29 protein-coding genes are annotated in these 23,922 nt (G+C 68.5%); 15 read left to right on the forward strand and 14 right to left on the reverse strand.

Translation table 11 applies throughout. From position 1 onward, the window contains the following. Positions 1-35 precede the first annotated feature (35 nt). Positions 36-2,216 carry a penicillin-binding protein 2 gene (gene mrdA / locus H8N03_RS14345; protein WP_187076861.1) on the forward strand — a complete coding sequence of 727 codons (2,181 nt, stop codon included), beginning with the start codon at positions 36-38 and terminating at the stop codon, positions 2,214-2,216. Between the two features lie 104 nt (positions 2,217-2,320). Here mrdA and H8N03_RS14350 read toward each other — a convergent pair whose 3' ends face one another. From H8N03_RS14350 to H8N03_RS14360, 3 genes are read right to left on the reverse strand one after another with little or no spacing between them, the layout of a single operon-like run. Then, entirely contained in the window at positions 2,321-3,355 is a 1,035-nt protein-coding gene (locus tag H8N03_RS14350; RefSeq protein ID WP_187076862.1) for a YheT family hydrolase, read from the reverse strand. Between the two features lie 7 nt (positions 3,356-3,362). Next, on the reverse strand, positions 3,363-3,815 hold the full coding sequence (locus H8N03_RS14355) for a YybH family protein (RefSeq protein WP_187076863.1): 453 nt from the start codon (positions 3,813-3,815) through the stop codon (positions 3,363-3,365). A gap of 36 nt (positions 3,816-3,851) precedes the next feature. After that, positions 3,852-4,592: a Rossmann-fold NAD(P)-binding domain-containing protein gene (locus H8N03_RS14360; RefSeq protein WP_187076864.1), complete on the reverse strand. Its 741-nt coding sequence runs from the start codon at positions 4,590-4,592 to the stop codon at positions 3,852-3,854. A 50-nt stretch (positions 4,593-4,642) separates the two neighbouring features. On the opposite strand from H8N03_RS14360, the gene H8N03_RS14365 reads away from it, so the two are divergent. The 7 genes from H8N03_RS14365 (at position 4,643) to H8N03_RS14395 (ending at position 9,887) form a co-directional block, all read left to right on the forward strand. Then, positions 4,643-5,272, forward strand: coding sequence for a LemA family protein (locus H8N03_RS14365; RefSeq protein ID WP_187076865.1), 630 nt, complete (start codon positions 4,643-4,645; stop codon positions 5,270-5,272). A 4-nt stretch (positions 5,273-5,276) separates the two neighbouring features. Further along, positions 5,277-6,176, forward strand: coding sequence for a TPM domain-containing protein (locus H8N03_RS14370; RefSeq protein WP_187076866.1), 900 nt, complete (start codon positions 5,277-5,279; stop codon positions 6,174-6,176). Then, the gene (locus tag H8N03_RS14375) at positions 6,176-6,682 is read left to right on the forward strand and encodes a TPM domain-containing protein (RefSeq protein WP_187076867.1); all 507 of its coding nucleotides are present in this window, start codon (positions 6,176-6,178) and stop codon (positions 6,680-6,682) included. Before H8N03_RS14370 ends, H8N03_RS14375 begins: the two co-directional genes overlap by 1 nt. A gap of 270 nt (positions 6,683-6,952) precedes the next feature. Next, on the forward strand, positions 6,953-7,123 hold the full coding sequence (locus tag H8N03_RS14380) for a hypothetical protein (RefSeq protein ID WP_187076868.1): 171 nt from the start codon (positions 6,953-6,955) through the stop codon (positions 7,121-7,123). Then, positions 7,123-8,145: a TerC family protein gene (locus H8N03_RS14385; RefSeq protein ID WP_187076869.1), complete on the forward strand. Its 1,023-nt coding sequence runs from the start codon at positions 7,123-7,125 to the stop codon at positions 8,143-8,145. The genes H8N03_RS14380 and H8N03_RS14385 overlap by 1 nt, the downstream gene beginning before the upstream one ends. A 105-nt stretch (positions 8,146-8,250) precedes the next feature. Then, positions 8,251-9,012 (forward strand): histidine phosphatase family protein, encoded by a 762-nt coding sequence (locus tag H8N03_RS14390; protein ID WP_187076870.1) that lies wholly within the window; start codon positions 8,251-8,253, stop codon positions 9,010-9,012. Continuing rightward, positions 9,009-9,887 carry an NAD(P)H-hydrate dehydratase gene (locus tag H8N03_RS14395; protein WP_187076871.1) on the forward strand — a complete coding sequence of 293 codons (879 nt, stop codon included), beginning with the start codon at positions 9,009-9,011 and terminating at the stop codon, positions 9,885-9,887. Before H8N03_RS14390 ends, H8N03_RS14395 begins: the two co-directional genes overlap by 4 nt. Before the next feature lie 124 nt (positions 9,888-10,011). Here H8N03_RS14395 and gloA read toward each other — a convergent pair whose 3' ends face one another. From gloA to H8N03_RS14450, 11 genes are all read right to left on the reverse strand, one after another. Next, positions 10,012-10,548 (reverse strand): lactoylglutathione lyase, encoded by a 537-nt coding sequence (gene gloA / locus H8N03_RS14400; RefSeq protein ID WP_187076872.1) that lies wholly within the window; start codon positions 10,546-10,548, stop codon positions 10,012-10,014. Positions 10,549-10,557: 9 nt separating this feature from the next. Further along, complete coding sequence (locus H8N03_RS14405) at positions 10,558-10,986, reverse strand: F0F1 ATP synthase subunit epsilon (RefSeq protein WP_187076873.1); 429 nt, start codon at positions 10,984-10,986, stop codon at positions 10,558-10,560. Positions 10,987-11,083: 97 nt separating this feature from the next. Further along, positions 11,084-11,512, reverse strand: a complete 429-nt coding sequence (locus tag H8N03_RS14410; RefSeq protein ID WP_187076874.1) for a F0F1 ATP synthase subunit epsilon — start codon at positions 11,510-11,512, stop codon at positions 11,084-11,086. Positions 11,513-11,515: 3 nt separating this feature from the next. Beyond that, positions 11,516-12,928 carry a F0F1 ATP synthase subunit beta gene (atpD, locus tag H8N03_RS14415; protein WP_187076875.1) on the reverse strand — a complete coding sequence of 471 codons (1,413 nt, stop codon included), beginning with the start codon at positions 12,926-12,928 and terminating at the stop codon, positions 11,516-11,518. Positions 12,929-12,949: 21 nt separating this feature from the next. Then, the gene (gene atpG, locus H8N03_RS14420) at positions 12,950-13,831 is read right to left on the reverse strand and encodes a F0F1 ATP synthase subunit gamma (RefSeq protein ID WP_187076876.1); all 882 of its coding nucleotides are present in this window, start codon (positions 13,829-13,831) and stop codon (positions 12,950-12,952) included. A gap of 23 nt (positions 13,832-13,854) precedes the next feature. After that, positions 13,855-15,408 carry a F0F1 ATP synthase subunit alpha gene (gene atpA / locus H8N03_RS14425; protein WP_187076877.1) on the reverse strand — a complete coding sequence of 518 codons (1,554 nt, stop codon included), beginning with the start codon at positions 15,406-15,408 and terminating at the stop codon, positions 13,855-13,857. A 33-nt stretch (positions 15,409-15,441) separates the two neighbouring features. Next, a complete protein-coding gene (locus H8N03_RS14430) occupies positions 15,442-15,972 on the reverse strand; it encodes a F0F1 ATP synthase subunit delta (RefSeq protein WP_187076878.1) in 531 nt (176 codons plus the stop codon). Positions 15,973-15,981: 9 nt separating this feature from the next. Further along, positions 15,982-16,452 carry a F0F1 ATP synthase subunit B gene (locus H8N03_RS14435; protein ID WP_187076879.1) on the reverse strand — a complete coding sequence of 157 codons (471 nt, stop codon included), beginning with the start codon at positions 16,450-16,452 and terminating at the stop codon, positions 15,982-15,984. 63 nt (positions 16,453-16,515) lie between these two features. Next, a complete protein-coding gene (gene atpE, locus H8N03_RS14440) occupies positions 16,516-16,776 on the reverse strand; it encodes a F0F1 ATP synthase subunit C (protein WP_135263075.1) in 261 nt (86 codons plus the stop codon). 69 nt (positions 16,777-16,845) lie between these two features. Continuing rightward, the gene (gene atpB, locus H8N03_RS14445; RefSeq protein WP_187076880.1) at positions 16,846-17,718 is read right to left on the reverse strand and encodes a F0F1 ATP synthase subunit A; all 873 of its coding nucleotides are present in this window, start codon (positions 17,716-17,718) and stop codon (positions 16,846-16,848) included. Positions 17,719-17,725: 7 nt separating this feature from the next. Further along, entirely contained in the window at positions 17,726-18,208 is a 483-nt protein-coding gene (locus H8N03_RS14450; RefSeq protein ID WP_187076881.1) for an ATP synthase subunit I, read from the reverse strand. Positions 18,209-18,355: 147 nt separating this feature from the next. Here H8N03_RS14450 and H8N03_RS14455 point away from each other — a divergent pair, with 147 nt between their 5' ends. The 7 genes from H8N03_RS14455 to H8N03_RS14485 all read left to right on the forward strand — a co-directional run bounded on the left by H8N03_RS14455 (position 18,356) and on the right by H8N03_RS14485 (position 23,882). Continuing rightward, complete coding sequence (locus H8N03_RS14455; protein WP_187076882.1) at positions 18,356-18,802, forward strand: DUF4149 domain-containing protein; 447 nt, start codon at positions 18,356-18,358, stop codon at positions 18,800-18,802. An 11-nt stretch (positions 18,803-18,813) separates the two neighbouring features. After that, complete coding sequence (locus H8N03_RS14460; RefSeq protein WP_354005128.1) at positions 18,814-19,929, forward strand: MBL fold metallo-hydrolase; 1,116 nt, start codon at positions 18,814-18,816, stop codon at positions 19,927-19,929. Positions 19,930-19,931: 2 nt separating this feature from the next. Beyond that, complete coding sequence (locus H8N03_RS14465; protein ID WP_187076884.1) at positions 19,932-20,825, forward strand: aminotransferase class IV; 894 nt, start codon at positions 19,932-19,934, stop codon at positions 20,823-20,825. Further along, positions 20,826-21,131 (forward strand): YbeD family protein, encoded by a 306-nt coding sequence (locus tag H8N03_RS14470; protein ID WP_187076885.1) that lies wholly within the window; start codon positions 20,826-20,828, stop codon positions 21,129-21,131. It begins immediately after the preceding gene. 54 nt (positions 21,132-21,185) lie between these two features. Next, entirely contained in the window at positions 21,186-21,872 is a 687-nt protein-coding gene (lipB, locus tag H8N03_RS14475) for a lipoyl(octanoyl) transferase LipB (RefSeq protein ID WP_222623001.1), read from the forward strand. Positions 21,873-21,888: 16 nt separating this feature from the next. After that, the gene (gene lipA, locus H8N03_RS14480; RefSeq protein ID WP_187076887.1) at positions 21,889-22,881 is read left to right on the forward strand and encodes a lipoyl synthase; all 993 of its coding nucleotides are present in this window, start codon (positions 21,889-21,891) and stop codon (positions 22,879-22,881) included. Between the two features lie 179 nt (positions 22,882-23,060). Next, the gene (locus H8N03_RS14485) at positions 23,061-23,882 is read left to right on the forward strand and encodes a DMT family transporter (RefSeq protein ID WP_187076888.1); all 822 of its coding nucleotides are present in this window, start codon (positions 23,061-23,063) and stop codon (positions 23,880-23,882) included. Positions 23,883-23,922: the final 40 nt, after the last annotated feature.

Here is a 23,922-nt window from a genome sequence, read left to right on the forward strand (position 1 = left end):
CGCCACAATCGAGGTTGCCGTCAGCAATTACACCCATGACAGAGCTGCGCAACGTCGAAGCCGACCTTTCCCGTTTCCGCGGCCGCGTGCTTGCCGCCAGCGCGGCCGTGCTGATCTGCTTCCTGCTGCTGGCCGCGCGGCTCGTGTGGCTGCAGGTCGTCCGGCACGTCGAGCTGGACGAGCAGGCCGAAGCCAACCGCACGGCCATCGTCCCCATCGTTCCCAACCGCGGCCTCATCCTGGACCGCAACGGCATCGTGCTGGCGACGAACTACTCCGCGTACACGCTGGAGATCACGCCGTCGCGCCTGGCGCGTCCGCTGGAGGGCGTGATCGACGAGCTGTCGCAGATCATCGACGTGCAGACGCGCGACCGCCGCCGCTTCAAGAAGCTGCTCGAGGAAAGCAAGAGCGTCGATTCGATCCCGATCCGCACCAAGCTGACGGACGAGGAAGTCGCCCGCTTCACCGTGCAGCGCTTCCGCTTCCCGGGCGTGGAGATCAAGGCGCGCCTGTTCCGCAACTATCCCTGGGGCGAGCTCGCCAGCCACGCCATCGGCTACATCGGCCGCATCAACCAGCCGGAGAAGAAGCAGATCGAGGACTGGCCGGAAGAAGAGCAGGCCAACTACCGCGGCACCGAGTACATCGGCAAGCTCGGCGTGGAGCAGAGCTTCGAGAAGCAGCTGCACGGCATCACCGGCGTCGAGCAGGTGGAGACCTCCGCCGGCGGCCGCGCCGTGCGCAAGCTGGCGAGCACGCCTGCCACGCCCGGCAACACGGTCAAGCTCTCCATCGACATCAAGCTGCAGAAGCTGGTGGAAGACCTCTACGGCGACCGCCGCGGCGCCTTCGTCGCGATCGATCCCAGGACGGGCGAGATCCTCGCGTTCGTGTCCAAGCCGACCTTCGACCCCAACCTGTTCGTCGACGGCATCGACCAGGAAAACTGGCAGGCGCTGAACGAGTCGATCGACAAGCCGCTGCTCAATCGCGCCCTGCGCGGCACCTATCCGCCCGGCTCCACGTACAAGCCCTTCATGGCGCTCGCCGCGCTCGAGACCGGCAAGCGCCGCCCCGAGCAGGCGATCTCCGACCCCGGCTACTTCTGGTTCGGCAACCACCAGTTCCGCGACGACAAGCCCGGCGGCCATGGCAGCGTGGACATGTACAAGTCCATCGTCCAGTCCTGCGACACCTACTACTACCTGCTCGCCAACGACATGGGCGTGGACCTGATGCACGAGCAGATGTCGCACTTCGGCTTCGGCGAGATCACGGGCATCGACATCCAGGGCGAGTCCAAGGGCCTGCTGCCGTCCACCGAGTGGAAGCGCAAGGCCTACCGCAAGCCCGAGCAGCAGAAGTGGTACGCGGGCGAGACCATCTCGCTGGGCATCGGCCAGGGCTACAACAACTTCACCATGCTGCAGCTCGCCACGGCGATGTCCACCATCGCCAATCCGCAGGGCGCGCGCATGAAGCCGCACCTCGTGCGGGAGGTGGTGGACGTCACCAGCAAGGAAAGCCAGGTGGTCCAGCCGCAACAGGTGGGCCAGCTCACGGCCAAGCCCGAGAACCTCGCCATCATCCGCAAGGCGATGGTGGGCGTGAACATCGAAGGCACGTCGGCGGCGGCGTTCCGCGGCGCCGGCTACACGAGCGGCGGCAAGACCGGCACCGCGCAGGTGCTCACCATCGCGCAGGGCGCCAAGTACAACGCCGCGCAGCTCGACGAACGCCACCGCGACCACGCGCTGTTCGAAGCGTACGCGCCGGCGGAAGACCCGAAGATCGCGATCGCGATGATCGTGGAGAACGCGGGCTTCGGCGCGTCCAACGCGGCGCCGATCGCGCGGCGGGCGTTCGACTACTACCTGATGGGGCTGTATCCCAGCGAAGAGGACATGGCGCTGGTGAAGCAGGGCAAGGCCACCACGCCGGTCGGTGTGCAGCGTCCGGCGTCCGAGTTCGCGTGGCCGCCGGCGAACGTCGCGGCCGCGGCGGCCACCGGCGCGGCCAGTGCCGCCGTGGCCCTGGCGCCGGTGCCCGCGGGCCAGACCATCGCGGCGGCGTTCTCGCCGGTGGCGACGGCGACGACGGGGATCACGACGCACGGCACGACGTCGGTGCCGCGCTGGCATGAGGTTCCGGTGGCGGTGGCGCCGGCGTCGGCGGTGCGGCCGTCGGCGAAGCCGGCGACGCAGGTGCACTAGCTGTCGCTGGGGTTCGCTGGCGCGAAACCCAGCCTACGAGCTCTGGGTTGCGCGGCGCCGTAGGCTGGGTTGCGCGAAGCGCACCCCAGCAATCCCCCCGCCCCCTACAACGCCGCCGGCACCGTCATCGGATGCTCCGGCCACTCCTCCGGCACCTGCGTGGCAATTCCCGCGGCCCGCAGCAACCACGACGTCACCGCCTCCGGCATCGCCCACACGTACCCCGGCGGCGTACCGGCAGGGAAGCCCACGTGGCCCCCATGTTCCGGCTGCCACAGCGTCACGGACGATGACACCTCCTCCGCGCGCGGCAGGCTCGCCGCCGGCACGAAGGGATCGTTCAGCGCATTGAGCGCCAGTGCCGGGATGCGCACGCGCGACAGGTGCGGCTTGGCCGAGGCGCGCGCCCAGTAGTCCTCGGTGCTCGTGAAGCCGTGCACTGGCGCGGTGAAGATGTTGTCGAACTCGTAGAGGTCGCGCGCCTGCATCAGCGCATCGCGGTCGAACAGGCCCGGGTGCTGCGCCCACTTGGCGAGCGCCTTGGGCTTCATGGTGCGCAGGAACATCGTCGTGTACACCATGCGGTTGAAGCCGCGCCCGATGTTGTGGCCGCCGGCGGCGAGGTCCAGCGGCGAGCACACGGCCGCGACCGCCTGCGCCACCGACGCCGCCGACGCCCCGTTCTCCGCCGCCCACCGCAGCAGCGCATTGCCGCCGAGCGACACGCCCACCGCGACGATGGGGCCCGCATGGCGCGCCCGCAGCCCGCGCAGGATGAAGTCGATCTCCTCGTGGTCGCCCGAGTGGTAGGCGCGCGGCGCGAGGTTCATCTCGCCGCTGCAGCCGCGGAAGTGCGGCACCACGTACGTGAGCTTGCCGCGCCAGGCGACGTCGGCGAACGCTTCCGAATAGTGGCTGCGGGACGATCCCTCCAGGCCGTGGAACAGCACGATCAGCGGCCGGTGCGGCGAGACGTCGGTGTCCAGGAAGTCGAGGTCGACGAAATCGCCGTCCGGGGTGGACCAGCGCTCGCGCCGGTACTCCGGCACCGGCCCGCGCGTGCGCCGCGCGAACAGCGCCGGCCAGATGGTCTGGAGGTTGCCCCCGGGCAGCCACCACGGCGCCCGGTAGTTCCGCATGAATTCGCTAGTGGAGGACCGCAGGCGCATCCGACACTTCCTGGATCTCGCTCGTCGTGCCCGGGCTCGCGTGGTGGGCCACCAGCCGCCACCCTTGCGCGGTGCGGTGGTACACGTTGGTGGCGATCACCCAGGCGACCGAGGGCGTCGTGCCCGCCAGCACTTCCACGCGCTCCAGCACGTTGTGCACGGCGCTGGCGACGGCGACGATCTTGCGGGCCCGCTCCGGCCAGGCGCGGACGGAGCCGCCGTCGGCGAACATGGCCTCGAAGGTGGCGCGGATCGCCGTGGCGCCGACGACGCGCGGACCGCCCGGATGGATGCAGAAGATCTCGTCCTCGTCGGCCCAGCAGGCCATGAGACGGTCGACGTCCCCGCGCTGGAGGGCGTCGTAGAAGGCGGCTTCGATGTCGTCGGCGTCGCCTTCGAGGTTGGCGGCCTGGATCTTGGACTTGCGCATGGGGGGTCCCTGCCGCCCATTGTGCCGCACCCCGCCTCAGCCCAGCCATCGGCGGACCACCTCGGCCGCGTCCTGTTGCGCCGCCTGCCACACCAGGTCCGGCGGAACGACGTGGGTGCCGGGCGGCGCCAGGCGCAGCAGGACGGACACGAGCTCCGCCACCTTGACGGCCCGCACCGGCTGCTCGCTCGAGGGCACCATGTACTGGAAGATGCCCAGCATCCAGTGCGCGAGCCGCGACGGCGCGCTGGCGTGGCGCACCTCCGCGGGCTTCTGCGCCGAGCGCACGACCAGCAGCCGCTCGAAGCCCAGCGCCGCGATCGCCTGTTCGTCCAGGTTGGCCAGGCCGCGCTTGAGCGCCTCCGGCAGGCGGCCGGGCGCGTGGGGCAGCACGATGGCCAGCGTGCGCACGCCGCCCGCGCGCAGCCAGCGGGCGAGCGCGACGAGCTGCTCGGGACGGGGCGTCCACAGCGCACGTTCTCGTTCGTAGAACATGCGCGGCGGGTCGAACAGGACGACCGCCACGTCGGCCGGTGCGAGCGGCCACTCACCCGGATCGTCCCCGGGGACGAGCAGCGTGCGCACGCCGCGCAGGCCTTCAGTGATCGGTTCGCGCGCCAGGACGTGGGCGACGCCGTAGCGGCCGGAGCCCGCCAGCCGCCGCAACACTTCGTTGCCGAGAGCCCCCGTCGCGCCCGCGATGAGCAGACTCTGGCCCTGCGCGGCGGGGGTGGAACGGCTTGCGGCCTGTATGACTTGAATCGGGTCCTGCCGCATCCCATCTATGCTACCGTCCCCGATTCCCGCCGAGACAGGAAGGAACCGACATGAAGAAGTGGCTGCTGATCCTGGCCTTGCTCGCATCCCTCACCGGCTGCGGCTACAACGATTTCCAGCGCCTCGACGAAGAGACCAAGTCGGCCTGGAGCGAGGTGCTGAACCAGTACCAGCGCCGCGCCGACCTCGTGCCGAACCTGGTCGCCACCGTGAAGGGCGAAGCCAACTTCGAGCAGGAGACGCTCACGCGCGTCGTCGAAGCGCGCGCCCGCGCGACCGCCGTGCAGGTGACGCCCGAGACGCTGAACAACCCGGAAGCCATGCAGCGCTTCCAGCAGGCGCAGGGCGAGCTGTCCTCGGCGCTGTCACGGCTGCTGGTGGTGAGCGAGCGCTATCCCGACCTGAAGGCGAACCAGTCCTTCCGCGACCTGCGCGTGCAGCTCGAAGGCACGGAGAACCGCATCACCGTGGCCCGCAACCGCTACATCAAGGCGGTGCAGGAGTACAACGTGCTCGCCCGCAGCTTCCCGTCGAACCTCACCGCGATGGTGTTCGGCTACCAGCCCAAGGCGAACTTCGCCGTGCAGAACGAGGCGCAGATCGCGGTGCCGCCGACGGTGGACTTCAGCAAGCCGGCGGCGCCGGCAGCCGCCCCCGCAGCGTCCGCCGCATCCCGCTGATCCTTTGAAGCGCGTCCTCCTCCTCGCCTTCGCGCTGCTGGCCAGCGTGCTGGCCGCGGCGCAGGACGTGCTGCCCGTCCCCGAGCTCACCGCGCGCGTCATCGACCAGACGGGCACGCTGGACGCGATCCAGCGCAAGGGGCTGGAAGAGAAGCTCGCGAACTTCGAGCAGCAGAAGGGCACGCAGATCGTCGTGCTGCTGGTGCCGACGACGCAGCCCGAGGACATCGCCAGCTACGCCAACCGCGTCGCCAACGCCTGGAAGATCGGCCGCAAGGACGTCGGCGACGGCATCGTCGTGATCGTCGCGAAGAACGACCGCAAGGTGCGCATCGAGGTCGCCAAGACGCTCGAAGGCGCGGTGCCCGACCTGGCGGCGAAGCAGATCATCGACGACGCGATCACGCCGCGCTTTCGCCAGAACGACTTCGCGGGCGGGCTGCAGGCCGGCGTCGACCAGCTCATCGCGCGCATCGGCGGCGAGGCGCTGCCGGCGCCGCAGCAGCGCACCGCGCCGCGCAACGCGGGCAACGGCGGCTTCGACTGGTTCGACCTCGCCATCTTCCTGTTCTTCGCCGTGCCCATCGCCGGTACCGTGCTGCGCGGCATGTTCGGCCGCAAGCTCGGATCGCTCGTCACCGGTGGCGGCGTAGGCTTCCTCGCGATGCTGTTCACCTCGAGCCTCGTCGTGGCGGTGATCGCCGGCGTGGTGGGCCTGTTGTTCTCGCTCGTCTCGGGCAGCCCCTTCGGTGGCCGCCGCGGCAGGGGCTGGGGCGGCCCCGTGATCTTCCCCGGCGGCTTCGGCGGGGGTGGAGGCGGCGGCTGGGGCGGAGGCGGTGGCGGCGGCTTCGGCTCGGGCGGCGGTGGCGATTTCGGCGGCGGCGGCGCCTCGGGAGACTGGTGATGGCGAACCGGCTGCAGCGCATCCTGAAGCACCGGTGGGTGGACGAGGCGGACACGCGCCGCGCCATCCCGCCGGCCCTGGTCGACAAGCTCGCGCAGTACGTGGCGGACAGCGAGCGCCGCCACACGGGCGAGATCCGCATCTACGTCGAGCCCGGCCTGCCCCTGAGCTACCTCTGGCGCGATGCCAGGCCGCGCGAGCGCGCGATCGCCATGTTCGGCAAGCTGGGCGTGTGGGACACGGAGCAGAACAACGGCGTGCTCATCTACCTGCTGCTCGCCGAGCACGCGATCGAGGTGGTGGCCGACCGCGGCCTGGCCCGCCACGTGGCGCCGGAGCAATGGCAGCGGATCGTGCAAGGCATGGGCGAGGCCTTCCGCGCGGGCCGCTACGAGGAAGGCCTGAAGCAGGCCGTCGATGCGGTGACGGCCCACCTCGTGCGGCACTTCCCCGCCGGCGGCCAGCCCAATCCGAACGAGCTGCCCGACGCGCCCGTGCTCGGCTGAGCCACCGCCATCGCGCTCGGCCGCATGCCGGGCGTGCGGAAGATGCGCGGGATCGTGGGGAGGGTCTGGACTTCGCTGCAAGCGAAGCGACCCCGCGCATTTTTCCCCCTTCTTCCGCGCGCGCACCGCTCCTAGATTCACGGCATGCCACGCCCGCGCGTGGCGTGCCAACGAAAGGAGCTGCCATGGACGTCGACCTCCGGACCCCCAGCCTGCGCCTGCCGCACGGCCGCCCCGACCTGGCGGCGGCCAATGCCATCAGGACCCGCGATGCCTGACCTGCACGTGGCGCTGCTGGCCTCGACGCTGGCGCTCGCCTTCCTTGCCGCGGCAGTGCTCGCGCGGCGCCCACGCCATCCCCGGCGCGACCTGCGCCGGGTGCTCGGCTTGGCCGCAGCCTGCGGCGGAGCCGCCATGCTCATCGCTTCCCTCACCCAATGATGACCGAGTTCCTCTTTGCAGATTTCCTCGGCCAGCCAGCGTGGCTCTGGCTGGCCTTCATCGGCATCGTCATGGCGCTGCTCGCCTTCGACCTGGGCGTCCTGCACCGTGACGACCGCGCGATCGACGTCGGCGAAAGCCTGTGGCTGTCCGCGGGCTACGTTGCAGTCGCGACGCTGTTCGGCGGCTGGCTCTGGTGGCACCTCGGCAGCGAAAGCGGCATCGAGTACTTCACCGGCTACCTGATCGAGAAGTCGCTGTCGCTCGACAACGTGTTCGTGATCGCGCTGATCTTCTCCTTCTTCGCCGTGCCCCGCGAGTACCAGCACCGCGTGCTGTTCTGGGGCGTGCTCGGCGTCATCGTGCTGCGCGCCCTGATGATCGGGCTGGGCGCGGCGCTGGTCGCGCAGTTCTCCTGGGTGCTCTACTTCTTCGGCGGCTTCCTCGTGTGGACCGGCATCCGCATGCTGCGCATGCCGGACCACGCGCCCGACCTGGACCGCCATCCCCTGCTGCTCTGGCTGCGGCGGCACATCCGCGTGACGCCGCGCCTGCACGGCAGCGCGTTCGTGGTGCGCGAGCCGCACCCCGTGACGGGCCGGCCGGTGCTGTGGGCGACGCCGCTGCTGCTCGCGCTCGTCATGGTGGAGTTCGCCGACCTGGTGTTCGCCGTCGATTCCGTGCCGGCGATCTTCGCGATCACGACCGACCCGTTCATGGTCTACACCAGCAACATCTTCGCGATCCTCGGCCTGCGCGCGCTGTACTTCGCGCTCGCGGCGATGATCCACCGCTTCGCCTACCTGCAGTACGCGCTCGCGCTCGTGCTCGTGTTCATCGGGACCAAGATCTTCCTCGTCAACATCACCGGCAAGATTCCCGCCGCCGTGAGCCTGGGCGTCACGGGATCGCTGATCGCCGGCGGCGTGCTGCTGTCGCTGTGGAAGACCCGGTCCGCGGGCAAGCGGCCGACGCCCTCGCGCAAGCGCGGCAAGCTCCAGGCGGACCAGGCGAACGGATGAGCCGGTTGCTGCTGGGGCGCTCGCCTACAGGCGCCGCCAAGCTCGTTCCACACACCCGGCGGCCCGGGTGCGTGACACTGGCGGCTGCTTGCACAGGCAGAAAACATGAACGAACAGTGGCCCGCCCTCCTGTGGATCGTCCGGCACGGACAGAGCGCCGGGAACGTCGCGCGCGATGCCGCCGAGGCCGCGGGCCACGTGCTGATCGACGTGGAGTTCCGCGACATCGACACGCCCTTGTCCGAGCTGGGGGTCGAGCAGTCGCGCGCGCTCGGGCGCTGGTTCGCGAAGCTGCCGCTGCATGAGCGGCCGCAGGTGGTGCTCGCCTCGCCTTACGTGCGGGCGCGGGACACCGCGCGTCTGATCCAGGAAGAGGCGGGCTGGCGCACCGGCGACGACATCCGCCTGCGCATCGACGAGCGCCTGCGCGAGAAGGAATTCGGCATCCTGGACCGGCTGACGAAGCACGGCATCCGCGCGAAATACCCCGAGCTGCACGCGCAGCGCAGCCACGTCGGCAAGTTCTACTTCCGCCCGCCGGGAGGCGAGAGCTGGTGCGACGTGATCCTGCGCCTGCGCAGCCTCACCGAGATGATGACGCGCGAGCACGCCGGCGAGCGCGTGCTCGTGGTCGCGCACCAGGTGATCGTGAACTGCATGCGCTACCTGATCGAGAACCTGGACGAGGAGGCGATCCTCGCCATCGACCGCCTCGGCGACGTGCCGAACTGCGCCGTGACGTCCTACCGGCGCGATGCGGTGAGCGGCAGGCTCGGACCGGACCTGGTGAACTTCACGGCGCCGCTGGTGCGCGAGGGCGCGCCGGTGACCGTCGAGCCCGACGCTGCGACCGCGCCGAAGCCATGAACGCGATCACCATCGACGACGAACTGCTGCGCGACTGGGCCTTGCCCCCGGTCGAGGACGAAGGCGACAAGGAAAGCCGCGGCCGCGTGCTCGTGGTCGCGGGCAGCCGCGAAATGCCGGGAGCGGCGGTGCTGGCGGGCATCGCGGCCTTGCGCGCGGGCGCGGGAAAGCTTGCGATCGCGACGCCGCAGTCGGCGGCTGCGGTCGTGGCTGCGGCCGTGCCGGAAGCGCGGGTGATTGCGCTGCCCGAGGGGTCCGACGGGAGCCCGACGCGCTTCGGCCTGCCGCCGCTGCATGCGATCGCGTCGGCCACGGCTTCGCTCGTGATCGGGCCGGGCATGATCGGGCGCGAGGGCACGCTGGCGTTCGTGCTCGAACTGCTGCCGCTTTTCCGCGAGTCGACCGTGCTGCTCGATGCGCTGGCGATGGACATCGTGCGCAGCATGGACCGCTTCTCGCAACCGGTGATCCTCACGCCGCATTGCGGCGAGATGGCGCACCTGACGGGGCACGAGAAAGAGCATTTGCAGGACACGCCCTTGCAGGCGGCCGTGCGGCATGCAGCGATGTGGAACGCGGTCATCGCGCTGAAGGGGGCCACCACCGCCATCGCGACGCCGGACGGCCGTTCTTGGACGCACAGCGCGCAGGTGCCGGGGCTGGGGACGTCGGGGTCGGGTGACGTGCTGGCGGGGATCATCGGTGGGCTCGCGGCGCGCGGCGCCTCGCCCGAGCATGCCGCGGCCTGGGGCGTCGCGCTGCATGCGCGCGCGGGCGCGGCGCTGGCGCAGCGGTATGGGCGCGTGGGGTATCTCGCGCGGGACCTGGCGGCGGAGGTGCCGCCGTTGATGGAGGGGTTGGTGTCGGGGCGGTGATCGGTGGGGTTCGCTGCGCTCACCTTCCGGCGCTGGCGCGCCGCCACCCTACAACGCGGAGTCGCCTCGCCTGTAGGGTGGCGTGGCGAGAGCCACGGAAGGTGAGCGAAGCGAACCCCACCGGTCACCGCCCCAGATTCGCGAGCAGGTCCGCCTGCACGATCTCGATCCAGTACCCGTCCGGATCCTTGATGAATGCCACGTCCTTCATCTTCCCCTGCTCCGGCCGCTTCACGAACGGCACCTGGTTCTCGTCGAACCACTTCACCGCCGCCGCCAGGTCCGGTACCGAGAAGCAGATGTGCCCGAAGCCCTGCGGCTGGGCGTTGCCGTCGTGGTAGCGGAAGTCCGGCTGGTCCTCCGTGCCCCAGTTGTGCGTGAACTCGAGGATGCCCTGCTGGCGGAAAGTCCACTGCGTTCGCTCGCCGACGTCCTGCGGCACCTCGCTGCCTTCCTCGAGCTTCGCCAGGAAATACAGCGAGAACTTCATCTCGGGAAAGTCCAGCTTGCGCAGCACGCGCATGCCGAGCACGTGCGAGTAGAACGCGAGCGAGACCTTCGGGTCCTTCACGCGCAGCATGGAGTGGTTGAACACGAAGCCGCGCGTGGCGGCGGGGGCGTCGGCGACGACGCCGGGGTGGTTTTCGGTGAAGGAGGCCATGCAGCGACGTTACCGCTTCTGGCGGTACTTGCGCAGCGCGGCGATCTCGGCAGCGAGGATCGCGAGCTCCGACTGCGCCTTGGCGATGTCGATCTCGCTCTTCGCGTTGCGCAATGCCTCTTCCGCGGCCTGCCGCGCTTCGTTCGCTTTTTCCTCGTCGAGGTCCTTGCCGCGGATCGCCGTGTCCGAGAGCACGGTGACGCGGTCCGGCTGCACCTCGAGGATGCCGCCGGCGATGAACACGAACTCCTCGTCGCCGTTCGGCTTCTCGATGCGCACCGAGCCCGGCTTGATGCGCGTGATCAGCGGCGTGTGCCGCGGATAGATGCCCAGCTCGCCCGCCTCGCCCGGCAGCACGACGAAGCGCGCCTCGCCCGAGTAGATGGACTCGTGCGCGCTGACGACGTCGACGTGGAAGGTGCGGTCGGTTTCGGCCATAGCCCGCTTTGTAACCCGGAAATGAAAAAGCCCCGTGACTTGCGGCACGGGGCGGGAGTGGGCTGGTTTTTAGCCCGTTCTTGTTTCAGTCCAGAGCTTACTTCTTCTGACGGTACTTCTGCAGGGCAGCAATCTGCGCGGCCATCACGGCCAGCTCGGATTGCGCCTTGGCGATGTCGATGTCGCTCTTCGCGTTCTTCAGGGCTTCCTCGGCGGCGGCGCGCGCCTCGTTGGCCTTCTCCTCGTCCAGGTCCTTGCCGCGGATGGCGGTGTCGGACAGGACGGTGACGCGGTTCGGCTGCACTTCCAGGATGCCGCCGGCGACGAAGACGAACTCCTCGCCACCATCGGCCTTCTCGATGCGCACCGAGCCGGGCTTCACGCGCGTGATCAGCGGCGTGTGGCGCGGGTAGATGCCGAGTTCGCCGGCTTCGCCCGGCAGCGCGACGAAGCGCGCCTCGCCGGAGAAGATCGACTCCTCGGCGCTCACCACGTCGACGTGGATGGTGTGCGTGGAATCAGCCATGGATTACGCAGCCGCCAGCTTCTTGGCCTTCTCGAAGGCCTCGTCGATGGTGCCGACCATGTAGAAGGCCTGCTCGGGCAGGTGGTCGCACTCGCCGGCCGTGATCATCTTGAAGCCACGGATGGTTTCGGACAGCGGCACGTACTTGCCGGGCGAGCCCGTGAACACTTCGGCCACGTGGAAGGGCTGCGACAGGAAACGCTGGATCTTGCGGGCGCGGGCCACGGCCAGCTTGTCTTCCGGCGCGAGTTCGTCCATGCCCAGGATCGCGATGATGTCGCGCAGTTCCTTGTAGCGCTGCAGCGTCTGCTGCACGGCGCGGGTCGTGGCGTAGTGGTCCTCGCCCACGACGTTCGGGTCGACCTGGCGGGACGTGGAGTCCAGCGGGTCCACCGCGGGGTAGATACCCAGGGCGGCGATGTCACGGGACAGCACGACGGTCGCGTCCAGGTGGGCGAAGGTCGTGGCGGGCGACGGGTCGGTCAGGTCGTCCGCGGGCACGTACACGGCCTGGATCGAGGTGATCGAGCCGACCTTGGTGGACGTGATGCGCTCCTGCAGGCGGCCCATTTCCTCGGCCAGCGTCGGCTGGTAGCCCACGGCGGAAGGCATGCGGCCCAGCAACGCGGACACTTCGGTACCGGCCAGCGTGTAGCGGTAGATGTTGTCCACGAAGAACAGCACGTCACGGCCTTCGTCACGGAACGATTCCGCGATCGTCAGGCCCGTCAGCGCCACGCGCAGGCGGTTGCCCGGGGGCTCGTTCATCTGGCCGTACACCATCGCCACCTTGGACTCGCCCAGGTTGTCGAGGTTCACGACGCCGGATTCGGCCATCTCGTGATAGAAGTCGTTGCCTTCGCGGGTGCGCTCACCCACGCCGGCGAACACCGACAGGCCGGAGTGGGCCTTGGCGATGTTGTTGATCAGCTCCATCATGTTCACGGTCTTGCCCACGCCGGCGCCGCCGAACAGGCCGACCTTGCCGCCCTTGGCGAACGGGCAGATCAGGTCGATCACCTTGATGCCGGTCTCGAGCAGTTCCTGCGAGGGAGACAGCTCGTCGTACGCGGGGGCCTTGCGGTGGATGGACGCGGTCAGCGACTGGTCCACGGGGCCGCGCTCGTCGATCGGGTTGCCGAGCACGTCCATGATGCGGCCGAGGGTGGCCTTGCCGACCGGCACCGTGATGGCGGCGCCGGTGTTGTACACGACGAGGCCGCGGCGCAGGCCGTCGGTGGAGCCCAGCGCGATGCAGCGCACGACGCCGTCGCCCAGCTGCTGCTGCACTTCCAGCGTCAGGGCGGAGCCTTCCATCTTCAGCGCGTCGTACACGCGCGGCATCTGGTCACGGGCGAATTCGACGTCCACGACGGCGCCGATGCACTGGACGATCTTTCCTTGGTTCTGAGCCATCTTGTTGCTCTCCGTATTCACTTAAACCGCTGCCGCACCCGACACGATCTCCGAAAGCTCTTTCGTGATCGCGGCCTGGCGCGTCTTGTTGTAGACCAGCTTGAGCTCGGCGATCAGGTTGCCGGCGTTGTCCGTGGCTGCCTTCATGGCGACCATGCGGGCCGACTGCTCGGAGGCCATGTTCTCGGCCACCGCCTGGTACACGAGGGCCTCGACGTAGCGCAGCAGCAGCTCGTCGATCACCGTCTTCGCGTCCGGCTCGTAGATGTAGTCCCAGCCGTGCTCGTGCGAGCCCGACGCCTTGCTGTCCGCTTCCATCTTGGCGGCGGACAGGGGCAGCAGCTGCTCCACCACGGGCTCCTGGCGCATGGTGTTGATGAACTTCGTGTACGACAGGTACACGGCGTTCAGCTTGCCTTCGGCGTACTGGTCCAGCAGCACCTTGACGGGGCCGATCAGGCGCTCGAGGTGCGGGGTGTCACCCAGCTGGGTGACGTGCGACACCACCTGCGCGCCGATGCGGTTCAGGAAGCCCAGGCCCTTGTTGCCGATGGCAACGGTCTGGACGCTGACGCCCTCGCCCTGCAGCTCGCGCAGCTTGGTGGTCACCGCACGAAGGACGTTCGTGTTGAGACCGCCGCACAGGCCCTTGTCCGTGGACACCACGATCACGCCCGCCGCCTTCACGTCGTTGGTCTTCATGAAGGCGTGGGTGTATTCCGGGTTCGCCTTGCCGAGGTTGGAGGCAATGTTGCGAACCTTGTCGCTGTAAGGGCGGGCCGAACGCATCCGGTCCTGCGCCTTGCGCATCTTGGACGCGGCGACCATCTCCATGGCCTTCGTGATCTTCTTGGTGTTCTCCACCGATTTGATCTTGCCGCGAATTTCCTTGCCTGCTGCCATTGCCTCGTTTCCTTGGTTCTGACTTAGGCGAAGGTCTTCTTGAACGCTTCGATCGCGCTGGTCAGCTCGGCTTCGGAATCCTTGTCCATCGCCTTGTTGGTGTCCAGCTTGTTCACGAGCGCCGAGTGCTTGTCCTTCAGCCAGCCGTGCAGGCCGGATTCGAACGCGAGCACGCGCTTGACATCGATGTCGTCGAAGTAGCCCTTGTTCACCGCGAACAGCGACGCAGCCATCAGCGAGATGGGCAGCGGGCTGTACTGCGGCTGCTTGAGCAGTTCCGTCACGCGGGCGCCGCGATCCAGCTGCTTGCGCGTGGCGGCGTCCAGGTCGGACGCGAACTGCGCGAAGGCAGCCAGTTCACGGTACTGCGCCAGGTCGGTACGGATACCGCCGGACAGGCCCTTGATCAGCTTGGTCTGGGCGGCACCACCCACGCGCGACACCGAGATACCCGCGTTGATGGCGGGACGGATGCCGGCGTTGAACAGGTTGGTTTCCAGGAAGATCTGGCCGTCGGTGATCGAGATCACGTTGGTCGGCACGAACGCGGACACGTCGCCGGCCTGCGTCTCGATGATCGGCAGCGCGGTCAGCGAGCCGGTCTTGCCCTTCACTTCGCCCTTGGTGAACGCTTCCACGTAGTCGGCGTTCACGCGCGCGGCGCGCTCCAGCAGGCGGGAGTGGAGATAGAACACGTCGCCGGGGTAGGCTTCGCGGCCCGGGGGACGGCGCAGCAGCAGGGAGACCTGGCGGTACGCAACGGCCTGCTTCGACAGGTCGTCATAGATGATCAGCGCGTCCTGACCGCGGTCGCGGAAGTACTCGCCCATCGTGCAGCCGGAGTACGCGGAGACGTACTGCATGGCGGCGGACTCGGAGGCGGAAGCGGCCACGACGATGGTGTAGTCCATCGCACCGTTCTGCTCCAGCGCGCGCACGATGTTCTTGATCGTGGACGCCTTCTGGCCGATCGCGACGTACACGCAGGTCATGTTCTGACCCTTCTGGTTGATGATCGTGTCGACCGCGACGGCGGACTTGCCGGTCTGGCGGTCGCCGATGATCAGCTCGCGCTGGCCACGGCCGATCGGCACCATGGAGTCGATGGCCTTCAGGCCGGTCTGCACCGGCTGGTCCACCGATTTGCGCGCGATCACGCCGGGAGCGACCTTCTCGATCACGTCCGTCATCTTGGCGTTGATCGGGCCCTTGCCGTCGATCGGCTGGCCCAGGGCGTTCACCACGCGTCCCACGAGTTCCGGGCCGACGGGCACTTCGAGAATGCGGCCCGTGCACTTGACGGTGTCGCCTTCGGAGATGTGCTCGTACTCGCCCAGGATCACCGCGCCGACGGAGTCGCGCTCGAGGTTCAGCGCGAGGCCGAACGTCGGGGTGCCATCGGCGGTGGGCTTGAATTCCAGCATTTCGCCGGCCATCGCATCGGACAGGCCGTGGATGCGGACGATGCCGTCGGTCACCGAGATCACGGTGCCCTGGTTGCGGATGTCGGCGCTGGCGGCCAGGCCTTCGATCCGGCTCTTGATCAGTTCGCTAATTTCTGCGGGATTGAGCTGCATGACTCGTTCCTTGTCCTTTGGAGCGAAGCGGCATTACGCCGTCAGCGCGACTTTCATTTGTTCCAGGCGGGCCTTCACCGAGGTGTCGAGCACCTCGTCGCCGACCACCACGCGGATGCCGCCGATGAGCGACGGGTCTTCCTGCACGGTGACATTGAGCTTACGGCCAAACCGCTTCTCGAGTACCTGAGCAACGCCGGCCAGCTGGTCCGCCGCGATCGGGAACGCGCTGTACACGGTTGCGTCGGAGGCGCCGCTCTGCGCGTTCTTCATTTCGCGGAACTGGCGCGCGACTTCCGGCAGGGCCGGGAGGCGACCGTTGTCGATGACCGTGCGCAGGAAGTTCTGGCCGGGCGGCGGCAGCTGCACGCGCGCGACGTCGGTGACGACGTCGTACACCTGCTGCTTGCCCACCTTGGGGTTGTCCGCGAACTGCAGCAGCTGCTCGTTGCCCGCCACGACGGCGAGCGCATCGAGCCACTGCGACGCGCCGTTCAGGTCGTTGCGGGACGACTGGAACAGGGCTTCGGCGTACGGGCGGGCGATGGTGGCGAGTTCGGCCATGGAGTCCTCTTACAGCTCGGTCGCCAGGCGCTTGAGCAGGTCGGAGTGCACGGAGGGGTTCACTTCCTTGCGCAGGATCTGCTCGGCACCCTTCACGGCCAGGGCGGCGACCTGCTCGCGCAGGACTTCGCGGGCCTTCACCGTCTGCTGCTCGGCCTCGGCACGGGCGGCGGCGATGATCTTGTTGGCCTCTTCCGTGGCACGGCCCTTGGCTTCCTCGACGATCGCCTGGGCGCGGCGCTCGGCGTCGGCCAGCAGGGAGGCGGTCTCGGTGCGCGTCTTGGCCAGTTCCTGCTCCACCTTCTTGTCGGCGGCGCTCAGCTCGGCCTTCGCCTTGTCGGCGGCGGCCAGGCCTTCGGCGATCTTGCGCGCGCGCTCGTCGAGCGCTGCCGCGATCGGCGGCCACACGAACTTCATCGTGAACCCGACCAGGATCAGGAAGACGATGATCTGAATGATGAGGGTACCGGTGATGCTCACTTTTTCATCCTTCTAGCCCGCGCGCCGATTGCACGCGGGGACGGGTTGGCGAAGGGATGCGGATCAGCGGGCGGCCAGCTGGCCCAGGAACGGGTTGGCGGTGGCGAACCACAGTGCGATACCGGTGCCGATAATGAAAGCGGCGTCGATCAGGCCGGCCAGCAGGAACATCTTGGTCTGCAGCTCGTTCATCAGTTCGGGCTGACGCGCAGCAGATTCGAGGTACTTGCTGCCCATGACGCCGATGCCGATGCAGGCGCCGATGGCACCCAGACCGATGATCAGGCCGGCGGCGAGCGCGACGAAGCTGATGACTTGTTCCATTGTTTCTACTCCTAAGGACTTTTGGTTGACGAGAAAAGGAAAAGGAAAACTGCGGGAGACCGACGCCGCTCAGTGAGCGTCGTGCGCTTGGCCCACGTAGACGAGGGTCAGCATCATGAACACGAACGCCTGCAGCGTGATGATCAGGATGTGGAAGATCGCCCAGGCGGAGCCCGCGATGATGTGGCCGATGGCCAGGCCGATGCCGGTGGCGGACAGCGAGAACGCGCCGCCCATGAGGGCGATCAGCAGGAAGATCAGTTCGCCGGCGTACATGTTGCCGAACAGTCGCATGCCGTGCGAGACGGTCTTGGCGACGAACTCGATGATCTGCATCAGGAAGTTGAACGGCCACAGCAGCGGGTGCGAGCCGAAGGGAGCGGTGAACAGCTCGTGGATCCAGCCGCCCAGGCCCTTGATCTTCACGTTGTAGAACAGGCAGACCAGCAGCACGGAGATCGACAGGCCCATCGTGATCGACAGGTCGGCGGTCGGCACGACGCGCATGTAGGCGTGGTGCGGGTCGTGGCCGGCGGCGCCGTAGGCCCACTGCCACAGCACCGGCAGCAGGTCGACCGGCAGCAGGTCCATCGCGTTCATCATGAAGATCCAGACGAACACGGTGAGCGCCAGCGGGGCGACGAACTTGCGGCTCTGCGCGTTGTGCACGATGCCGCGGGCCTGCGAGTCGACCATCTCCACCAGGATTTCCACCGCGGCCTGGAAGCGCCCCGGCACCCCGGAAGTCGCCTTGCGCGCGGCCTTCCACAGGAAGAAGCAGGTCACCACGCCCAGCAGGATCGCCCAGAACAGCGAGTCCCAGTTGAAGACGGAGAAATCGACGACGTTGCCGGGCTTCTTGTTCTGCCAGAACGTCAGGTGGTGAACGATGTATTCACCCGCGGTCGGACCGTGCCCCGCGGCAGCGCTTTCAGCAGCCATGTTTCTTTCAGCTCGATTTCGTCTTGGGCCGCGGCGCGAACGCCAGGGCGACCCAGTAAACCTTCATCGCGAGGACCAGGCCCACCAGCAATGCCGGCCAGCTCAATCCCGCCACCAGCCTCGGCGCCGCGAACAGCATCGCGAGCGTCAAGGCGATCTTCACCATCTCCCAGACGAGGAAGCCGGCCGCAGCCGTTCCCGCGTTGAGCGACGAAAACCTGCCGGTCAGCCCCCGTGCGAACACGGCCGCGGGGAGCAGCACAGCCAACGCCCCATACCCCACGGACCAACCGACGTTCTGCTTTCCGGTGAACCCCCAGGCGAGCAGCGCTGCAAGCAGCCCCACTCCGGCCTGCCCCGCCACGACCCGCCACGGAGAAAGCGGCGGGTTCTGATCGCGCACGCGGCGCGCCTCTTCGGCGCTCAGCGGCTGGACGGGGGAGGCCTCCTCCGGCTCATCAGGCAGCGGGGCGATTCTTCTTGTTGGCATGGCTGCCGCTGTTGGCCCTGAGAAATTTAGGAAAGCCTCCCATTATAAGTAGAAACGCGCAGGCTCCCGCCACCCCCCGGACCCGCGCGCGTCCTACGCGGTCTCACGGACCCCCGCACAATGGGCGCTTCGCATCCGATCCGCCCCATGCGCAACCTGCTTGTCTTCCTGCATCTCGCCGCCGCCGTCTTCTGGATGGGAGGCATGGCCTTCGTCGTCATCGCGCTGCGGCCCGCGCTGCACGCGCAGCTGCAGCCGCCGCAGCGCCTTCCGCTGATGGTGCAGGTGCTGCGGCGGTTCTTCGTGGTCGTCATCGCCAGCATCGCGGTGCTGCTCGCGACGGGCATGCCGCTGTTGATGCAGGTGCCCGGTGCGGAGGCTCCACGCGGATGGCATGCGATGGCAGGACTGGGCGTCGTGATGATGCTGGTGTTCGGCCACATCTTCTTCGCGCCATGGAGGCGTGCGCAGCGCGCGGTCGCGGCGCAGGACTGGCCCGAGGGCGGCAGGCGCATGAACCAGATCGCGCTGCTGGTGAAGGTGAACCTCGGACTCGGCTGGATCGCGATCGCGGCGGTGCTCCTGTGGCGGTGAGGCACGCATGCGTGGCTGCGGCGCTGCTGGCGTGCGCGCTGGCCGCGCAGGCGAACCACGGCGACGAGGCCGCGAAACCGCACCACACGGCGGAGGGCTTCCGCAACCCGAACGGTGCGCAGACCACCAAGCCCCTGTCGGCGCTGCTGCGCTGGAAGCTGGACGCCTGGCGCGACGACCTGCCGCCGCCGGCGCAGGAAGCCACGCCGGTGGTGACCCCGCAGCTCGGGGCGTTGCGGGCGAACACGGACCCGGTGCGCCGCGTGGGCACGCGAGCCGCGCATCCGTCCCTGCCCTCGGCCACCTGGATCGGCCACGCCACGGTGCTCATGCAGAGCGGCGGTCTCAACGTCCTGACCGACCCGGTCTTCAGCGAGCGGGCTTCGCCCGTCTCCTTTGCCGGACCCACGCGCGCCCAGCCGCCGGGGATCGCGTTGGCGGACCTGCCCGCCATCGATGTCGTGCTCATCTCCCACAACCACTACGACCACCTGGATGAAGACAGCGTGCGCCGGCTCGACGCACGCGCGCAGGGCCGCACGCTGTTCCTGGTGCCGCTGGGGCTGAAGGAATGGTTCGCCGGCGTGGGGATCCGCAACGTCCTCGAACTCGACTGGTGGGACGTGCACCGCCACGAAGGCGTGGACTTCCAGCTCGTGCCGGTGCAGCACTGGTCCGCGCGCGGCCTGGGCGACCGCAACCACACGCTCTGGGGCGGCTGGGCGGTGTTCGCGCCCGACCTGCGCTGGTACTTCTCGGGCGACACAGGCTACAGCAACTCCTTCCGCGAGACGCGCGAGAAGCTCGCCGGGCGCGTGCGCGATGGCGCCTTGTTCGACCTGGCCCTGCTCGCCATCGGTGCCTACGAGCCGCGCTGGTTCATGGCGGCCCAGCACATGAACCCGGCCGAAGCGGTGCAGGCGCACAAGGACCTTGGCGCCCGGCGCAGCCTCGGCATCCACTGGGGCACCTTCTCCCTGACGGACGAAGCGCTGGACCAGCCGCCGCGCGACCTGGCCGCCGCCCGCATGCAGCAGGGCGTGACCGCGGAAGACTTCTTCCTGCTGCCCATCGGCGGCACCTGGTGGCCCGCCGGGCCGCCCGCCACGGGCGCGGCGAAGCAGTGACAATGCATGCCATGAGCGACATCCCAGCCCTGCCCTGCTACCTCGACGGCGAATTCGGCAACACGCGCGACATGAAGGTCAGCGTGCTCGACCGCGGCTTCATCTTCGGCGACGGCGTCTACGAAGTGGTGCCGGCCTACGAAGGCCGGCCCTTCCGCTTCCAGGAACACATGGACCGGCTGGACCGCAGCCTGCGCGAGATGCGCATCCCGAACCCCATGGACCGCACGGCGTGGCGCAAGCTGGTCGACGAGCTCGTGGCGCGGTACGCGCAGCACGTCGGCAAGCAGCCCGCGGAGACCAACCAGCTCGTATACATCCAGGTGACGCGCGGCGTGGCCTGGCGCGACCACGTGATGCCGCCGGACCTGCAGCCCACGGTGTTCGCCATGGTGAACCGCCTCTATATCTACACGGCCGAAGAGCGCGGCAAGGGCGTGATGTGCGTGACGGCGGACGACTTCCGCTGGAAGAAGGCGCACATCAAGAGCACCAGCCTGGCGGGCGCCGTGCTGTCGCGCCAGATGAGCGCGGACGCGGGCGGCAACGAGACCATCATGTTCCGCGACGGCTTCCTGAGCGAAGCCGCGGCATCGAACGTGTGGGTGGTGAAGGACGGCGTCGTCCTCGGCCCGCCCAAGGACAACCTGGTCTTGGAAGGCATCCGCTACGGCCTGCTGGAAGAGCTGTGCCGCATGCAGGGCATCCCGTTCGAGCTGCGCCGGGTCTCGCGCGACGAGGTGCTGGCCGCGGACGAAATCCTGCTGTCCTCCGCGACCAAGGAGATCCTGGCCTGCACGGTGCTGGACGGAAAGCCAGTTGGAAACGGCCGGCCCGGCCCTATCTACGACAGGCTGTTCTCCGGCTACCAGCAAGCCAAACGACAAAGCGCCTGAATGTCCGCCTCCATCCACCCGCCCAAGACCCTCACCACCGACCCGCGCAAGGAGTCGCTGATCGAGTACCCGTCGCAGTTCCCCATCAAGGTGATGGGCGCGAAGGTGGATGGCTTCGTCCATGCGGTGACCGAGATCGCGAAGCGCTTCGACCCCAGCTTCGACGCGTCCACCGTGGAGCTGCGCAACAGCAGCCAGGGCAACTACCTCGGCATCACCATCACGGTGACCGCGACCAGCCGCGAGCAGCTGGACGACCTCTATCGGGCGCTCACGTCGCACCCGATGGTGAAGGTCGTCCTCTAAGCCGTGTTGGTGAAGGTGCTGGGGCGGGTCGACTACCTGCCCACGTACCAGGCCATGGCGGCTTTCACCGAAAGCCGCGGCCCCGGCGCCGAAGACGAACTCTGGCTGTGTGAACACCCGCCGGTGTTCACGCAAGGGCTGGCCGGCAAGGCCGACCACGTGCTGGACCCGGGTGCGATCCCCGTCGTCTCCACGAACCGCGGTGGCCAGGTCACGTACCACGGGCCCGGGCAGGTCGTCGCGTATCCGCTGCTGGACCTCCAGAGGGCGGGCTACTTCGTCAAGGAATACGTCTACCGGCTCGAGGAGGCGGTGATCCGCACGCTGGGCGACTACGGGGTGACGGGGCATCGCGTCCGCAGCGCCCCGGGTATCTACGTTCGCCTGGACGACCCGTTCTCGCATGCGCGCCTGCCCTCACCCCAACCCTCTCCCGCAAGCGGGAGAGGGAGCGGGGCCGGACTCCCTCTCCCGCTTGCGGGAGAGGGCGGGGGTGAGGGTGGCCCCGACTTCACCAACCTCGGCAAGATCGCCGCCCTCGGCATCAAGGTCTCCCGCCACAGGACGTACCACGGCCTCGCCTTCAACGTCGCCATGGACCTGCAACCCTTCCATCGGATCAACCCTTGCGGCTACGCAGGGCTCGCGACCGTCGACCTTTCTACAATCGGGGTTTCCACCACATGGAACGAGGCCGCCGACCGCCTGGGCCACAAGCTCCAGGCACTGCTGGCCTCCTGACCGCCGCAAGGACCCCATGAGCTCCAATCCCGTCGTGCGCGAGGCGCAATCCGTCGAGACCTACCAGGCCACGGCCAAGCAGAAGGCTGCCGCCAAGCTCTCGCGCATCCCGGTGAAGGTGGAGCAGGGCGAGATCCTGAAGAAGCCGGAGTGGATCCGCGTCAAGGCGGGCTCCGCCACGTCTCGCTTCTACGAGATCAAGCAGATCCTGCGCGAGCACAAGCTGCACACGGTCTGCGAGGAAGCCAGCTGCCCCAACATCGGCGAGTGCTTCGGCAAGGGCACGGCGACCTTCATGATCATGGGCGACAAGTGCACGCGCCGCTGCCCGTTCTGCGACGTGGGCCACGGCCGCCCCGACCCGCTGGACGTGAACGAGCCGGAGAACCTGGCGAAGACGATCGCCGCGCTGAAGCTCAAGTACGTGGTGATCACCAGCGTGGACCGCGACGACCTGCGCGACGGCGGTGCCGGCCACTTCGTGGAGTGCATCCGCAAGACGCGCGAGCTCTCGCCGCAGACCACCATCGAGGTGCTGGTGCCCGACTTCCGCGGCCGCGACGACCGCGCGCTGGAAATCCTCAAGGCCGCGCCGCCGGACGTGATGAACCACAACCTGGAGACCATCCCGCGCCTGTACAAGGAAGCGCGGCCCGGCTCCGACTACCGGTTCAGCCTCAACCTGCTGAAGAAGTTCAAGGCCCTGCACCCGGACGTGCCGACCAAGAGCGGCATCATGGTGGGCCTGGGCGAGACCGACGAAGAGATCCTCGAGGTCATGCGGGACATGCGCGCGCACGACATCGACATGCTCACGATCGGCCAGTACCTCGCGCCTTCGACCTCGCACCTGCCCGTGCGCCGCTACGTGCACCCGGACACCTTCAAGATGTTCGAGCAGAAGGCGTACGAGATGGGCTTCACGCACGCCGCCGTCGGCGCGATGGTGCGCAGCTCCTACCACGCCGACCAGCAGGCGCACGCGGCCGGCGTCTCCATCGGCGCGTAACCCGTCATTCCCGCCAAGCCGGGTGTATCCAGGGCCTTCACGGAGAAGCAGGTCGTAGGCTGGGTTTCGCGCCAGCGAACCCCAGCGCTCCTGCCCACCGCTGGGGTGCGCGTACGCGCAACCCAGCCTCCATGCCCGTATCTCCGGACACGCATCGGCAACGCGTATCCTCCGGCGCCATGCATCCCAACGTCTACGCCCTCGGCGCGATCGCGCTGTGGGCCTCGCTCGCATCGCTCGGGGTGGCGCTCAGGCACGTGCCGCCTTTCCTGCTCACCGGCCTCGCGCTGGTGATCGGCAGCATCCCGGCGTGGCCGCTCGTGCGGCAATGGCGCGTGCCGCCGCGCACCCTGGCGCTCGGCATCTACGGCCTGTTCGGCTACCACTTCCTGCTGTTCATCGCGCTGCGCGTCGCGCCCGCCGTCGAAGCCAACCTGGTGAACTACCTCTGGCCGCTGCTGATCGTGGTGCTCGCGCCCGTGTTCCTCCCGGGCCTGCAGCTCAAGGCCGCCCACGTGCTCGCGGCGCTCGTGGCCTTCGCCGGCGCGGCCATCGCCATCCTCGGCGGGGGCGGTGCCAGCGGCGCCTGGTCCTGGGGCTACCTGCCCGCGCTGGGTGCGGCCGTCATGTGGTCCACCTACTCGCTGTGGACGCGCCGCGTGGACACCTTCCCCACCGCGGCGATCGGCCTGTTCGGGCTCGTCTCCGGCCTGCTGTCGCTGGCGTGCCACTGGCTGCTGGAAACGACGCCGGACCTCTCGGCAAAGGACTGGCTGCTGGTCGCCGTCATGGGCCTCGGCCCGCTGGGCGCCGCCTTCTTCCTCTGGGACAAGGCGCTCAAGGGCGGCGACGCGCGCCAGATCGGCATCCTCAGCTACATCACGCCGCTGCTGTCCACGACGCTGCTGGTGCTGGTGACCGGCCGCACGCTGACGGCGAGCATCGCGCTGTCCGCGGCGCTGATCATCGGCGCCGCGGTGGTGGGAACGCGGGCGCGCTAGCAGCGGGCTGCATGCGAATCCTGTAGGGTGGCCGCCGGCA

The sequence above is a fragment of the Ramlibacter cellulosilyticus genome (assembly GCF_014297465.1).
Classification (GTDB): Bacteria; Pseudomonadota; Gammaproteobacteria; order Burkholderiales; family Burkholderiaceae_C; genus Ramlibacter; species Ramlibacter cellulosilyticus.

Coding starts and splice junctions, on each gene's coding strand:
- mrdA (WP_187076861.1), top strand. CDS start 36: ATGACAGAGCTGCGCAACGTCGAAGCCGACCTTTCCCGTTTCCGCGGC.
- H8N03_RS14350 (WP_187076862.1), bottom strand. CDS start 3,355: ATGCGGAACTACCGGGCGCCGTGGTGGCTGCCCGGGGGCAACCTCCAG.
- H8N03_RS14355 (WP_187076863.1), bottom strand. CDS start 3,815: ATGCGCAAGTCCAAGATCCAGGCCGCCAACCTCGAAGGCGACGCCGAC.
- H8N03_RS14360 (WP_187076864.1), bottom strand. CDS start 4,592: ATGCGGCAGGACCCGATTCAAGTCATACAGGCCGCAAGCCGTTCCACC.
- H8N03_RS14365 (WP_187076865.1), top strand. CDS start 4,643: ATGAAGAAGTGGCTGCTGATCCTGGCCTTGCTCGCATCCCTCACCGGC.
- H8N03_RS14375 (WP_187076867.1), top strand. CDS start 6,176: ATGGCGAACCGGCTGCAGCGCATCCTGAAGCACCGGTGGGTGGACGAG.
- H8N03_RS14380 (WP_187076868.1), top strand. CDS start 6,953: ATGCCTGACCTGCACGTGGCGCTGCTGGCCTCGACGCTGGCGCTCGCC.
- H8N03_RS14385 (WP_187076869.1), top strand. CDS start 7,123: ATGACCGAGTTCCTCTTTGCAGATTTCCTCGGCCAGCCAGCGTGGCTC.
- H8N03_RS14390 (WP_187076870.1), top strand. CDS start 8,251: ATGAACGAACAGTGGCCCGCCCTCCTGTGGATCGTCCGGCACGGACAG.
- H8N03_RS14395 (WP_187076871.1), top strand. CDS start 9,009: ATGAACGCGATCACCATCGACGACGAACTGCTGCGCGACTGGGCCTTG.
- gloA (WP_187076872.1), bottom strand. CDS start 10,548: ATGGCCTCCTTCACCGAAAACCACCCCGGCGTCGTCGCCGACGCCCCC.
- H8N03_RS14405 (WP_187076873.1), bottom strand. CDS start 10,986: ATGGCCGAAACCGACCGCACCTTCCACGTCGACGTCGTCAGCGCGCAC.
- H8N03_RS14410 (WP_187076874.1), bottom strand. CDS start 11,512: ATGGCTGATTCCACGCACACCATCCACGTCGACGTGGTGAGCGCCGAG.
- atpD (WP_187076875.1), bottom strand. CDS start 12,928: ATGGCTCAGAACCAAGGAAAGATCGTCCAGTGCATCGGCGCCGTCGTG.
- atpG (WP_187076876.1), bottom strand. CDS start 13,831: ATGGCAGCAGGCAAGGAAATTCGCGGCAAGATCAAATCGGTGGAGAAC.
- atpA (WP_187076877.1), bottom strand. CDS start 15,408: ATGCAGCTCAATCCCGCAGAAATTAGCGAACTGATCAAGAGCCGGATC.
- H8N03_RS14430 (WP_187076878.1), bottom strand. CDS start 15,972: ATGGCCGAACTCGCCACCATCGCCCGCCCGTACGCCGAAGCCCTGTTC.
- atpE (WP_135263075.1), bottom strand. CDS start 16,776: ATGGAACAAGTCATCAGCTTCGTCGCGCTCGCCGCCGGCCTGATCATC.
- atpB (WP_187076880.1), bottom strand. CDS start 17,718: ATGGCTGCTGAAAGCGCTGCCGCGGGGCACGGTCCGACCGCGGGTGAA.
- H8N03_RS14450 (WP_187076881.1), bottom strand. CDS start 18,208: ATGCCAACAAGAAGAATCGCCCCGCTGCCTGATGAGCCGGAGGAGGCC.
- H8N03_RS14455 (WP_187076882.1), top strand. CDS start 18,356: ATGCGCAACCTGCTTGTCTTCCTGCATCTCGCCGCCGCCGTCTTCTGG.
- H8N03_RS14465 (WP_187076884.1), top strand. CDS start 19,932: ATGCATGCCATGAGCGACATCCCAGCCCTGCCCTGCTACCTCGACGGC.
- H8N03_RS14470 (WP_187076885.1), top strand. CDS start 20,826: ATGTCCGCCTCCATCCACCCGCCCAAGACCCTCACCACCGACCCGCGC.
- lipB (WP_222623001.1), top strand. CDS start 21,186: ATGGCGGCTTTCACCGAAAGCCGCGGCCCCGGCGCCGAAGACGAACTC.
- lipA (WP_187076887.1), top strand. CDS start 21,889: ATGAGCTCCAATCCCGTCGTGCGCGAGGCGCAATCCGTCGAGACCTAC.
- H8N03_RS14485 (WP_187076888.1), top strand. CDS start 23,061: ATGCATCCCAACGTCTACGCCCTCGGCGCGATCGCGCTGTGGGCCTCG.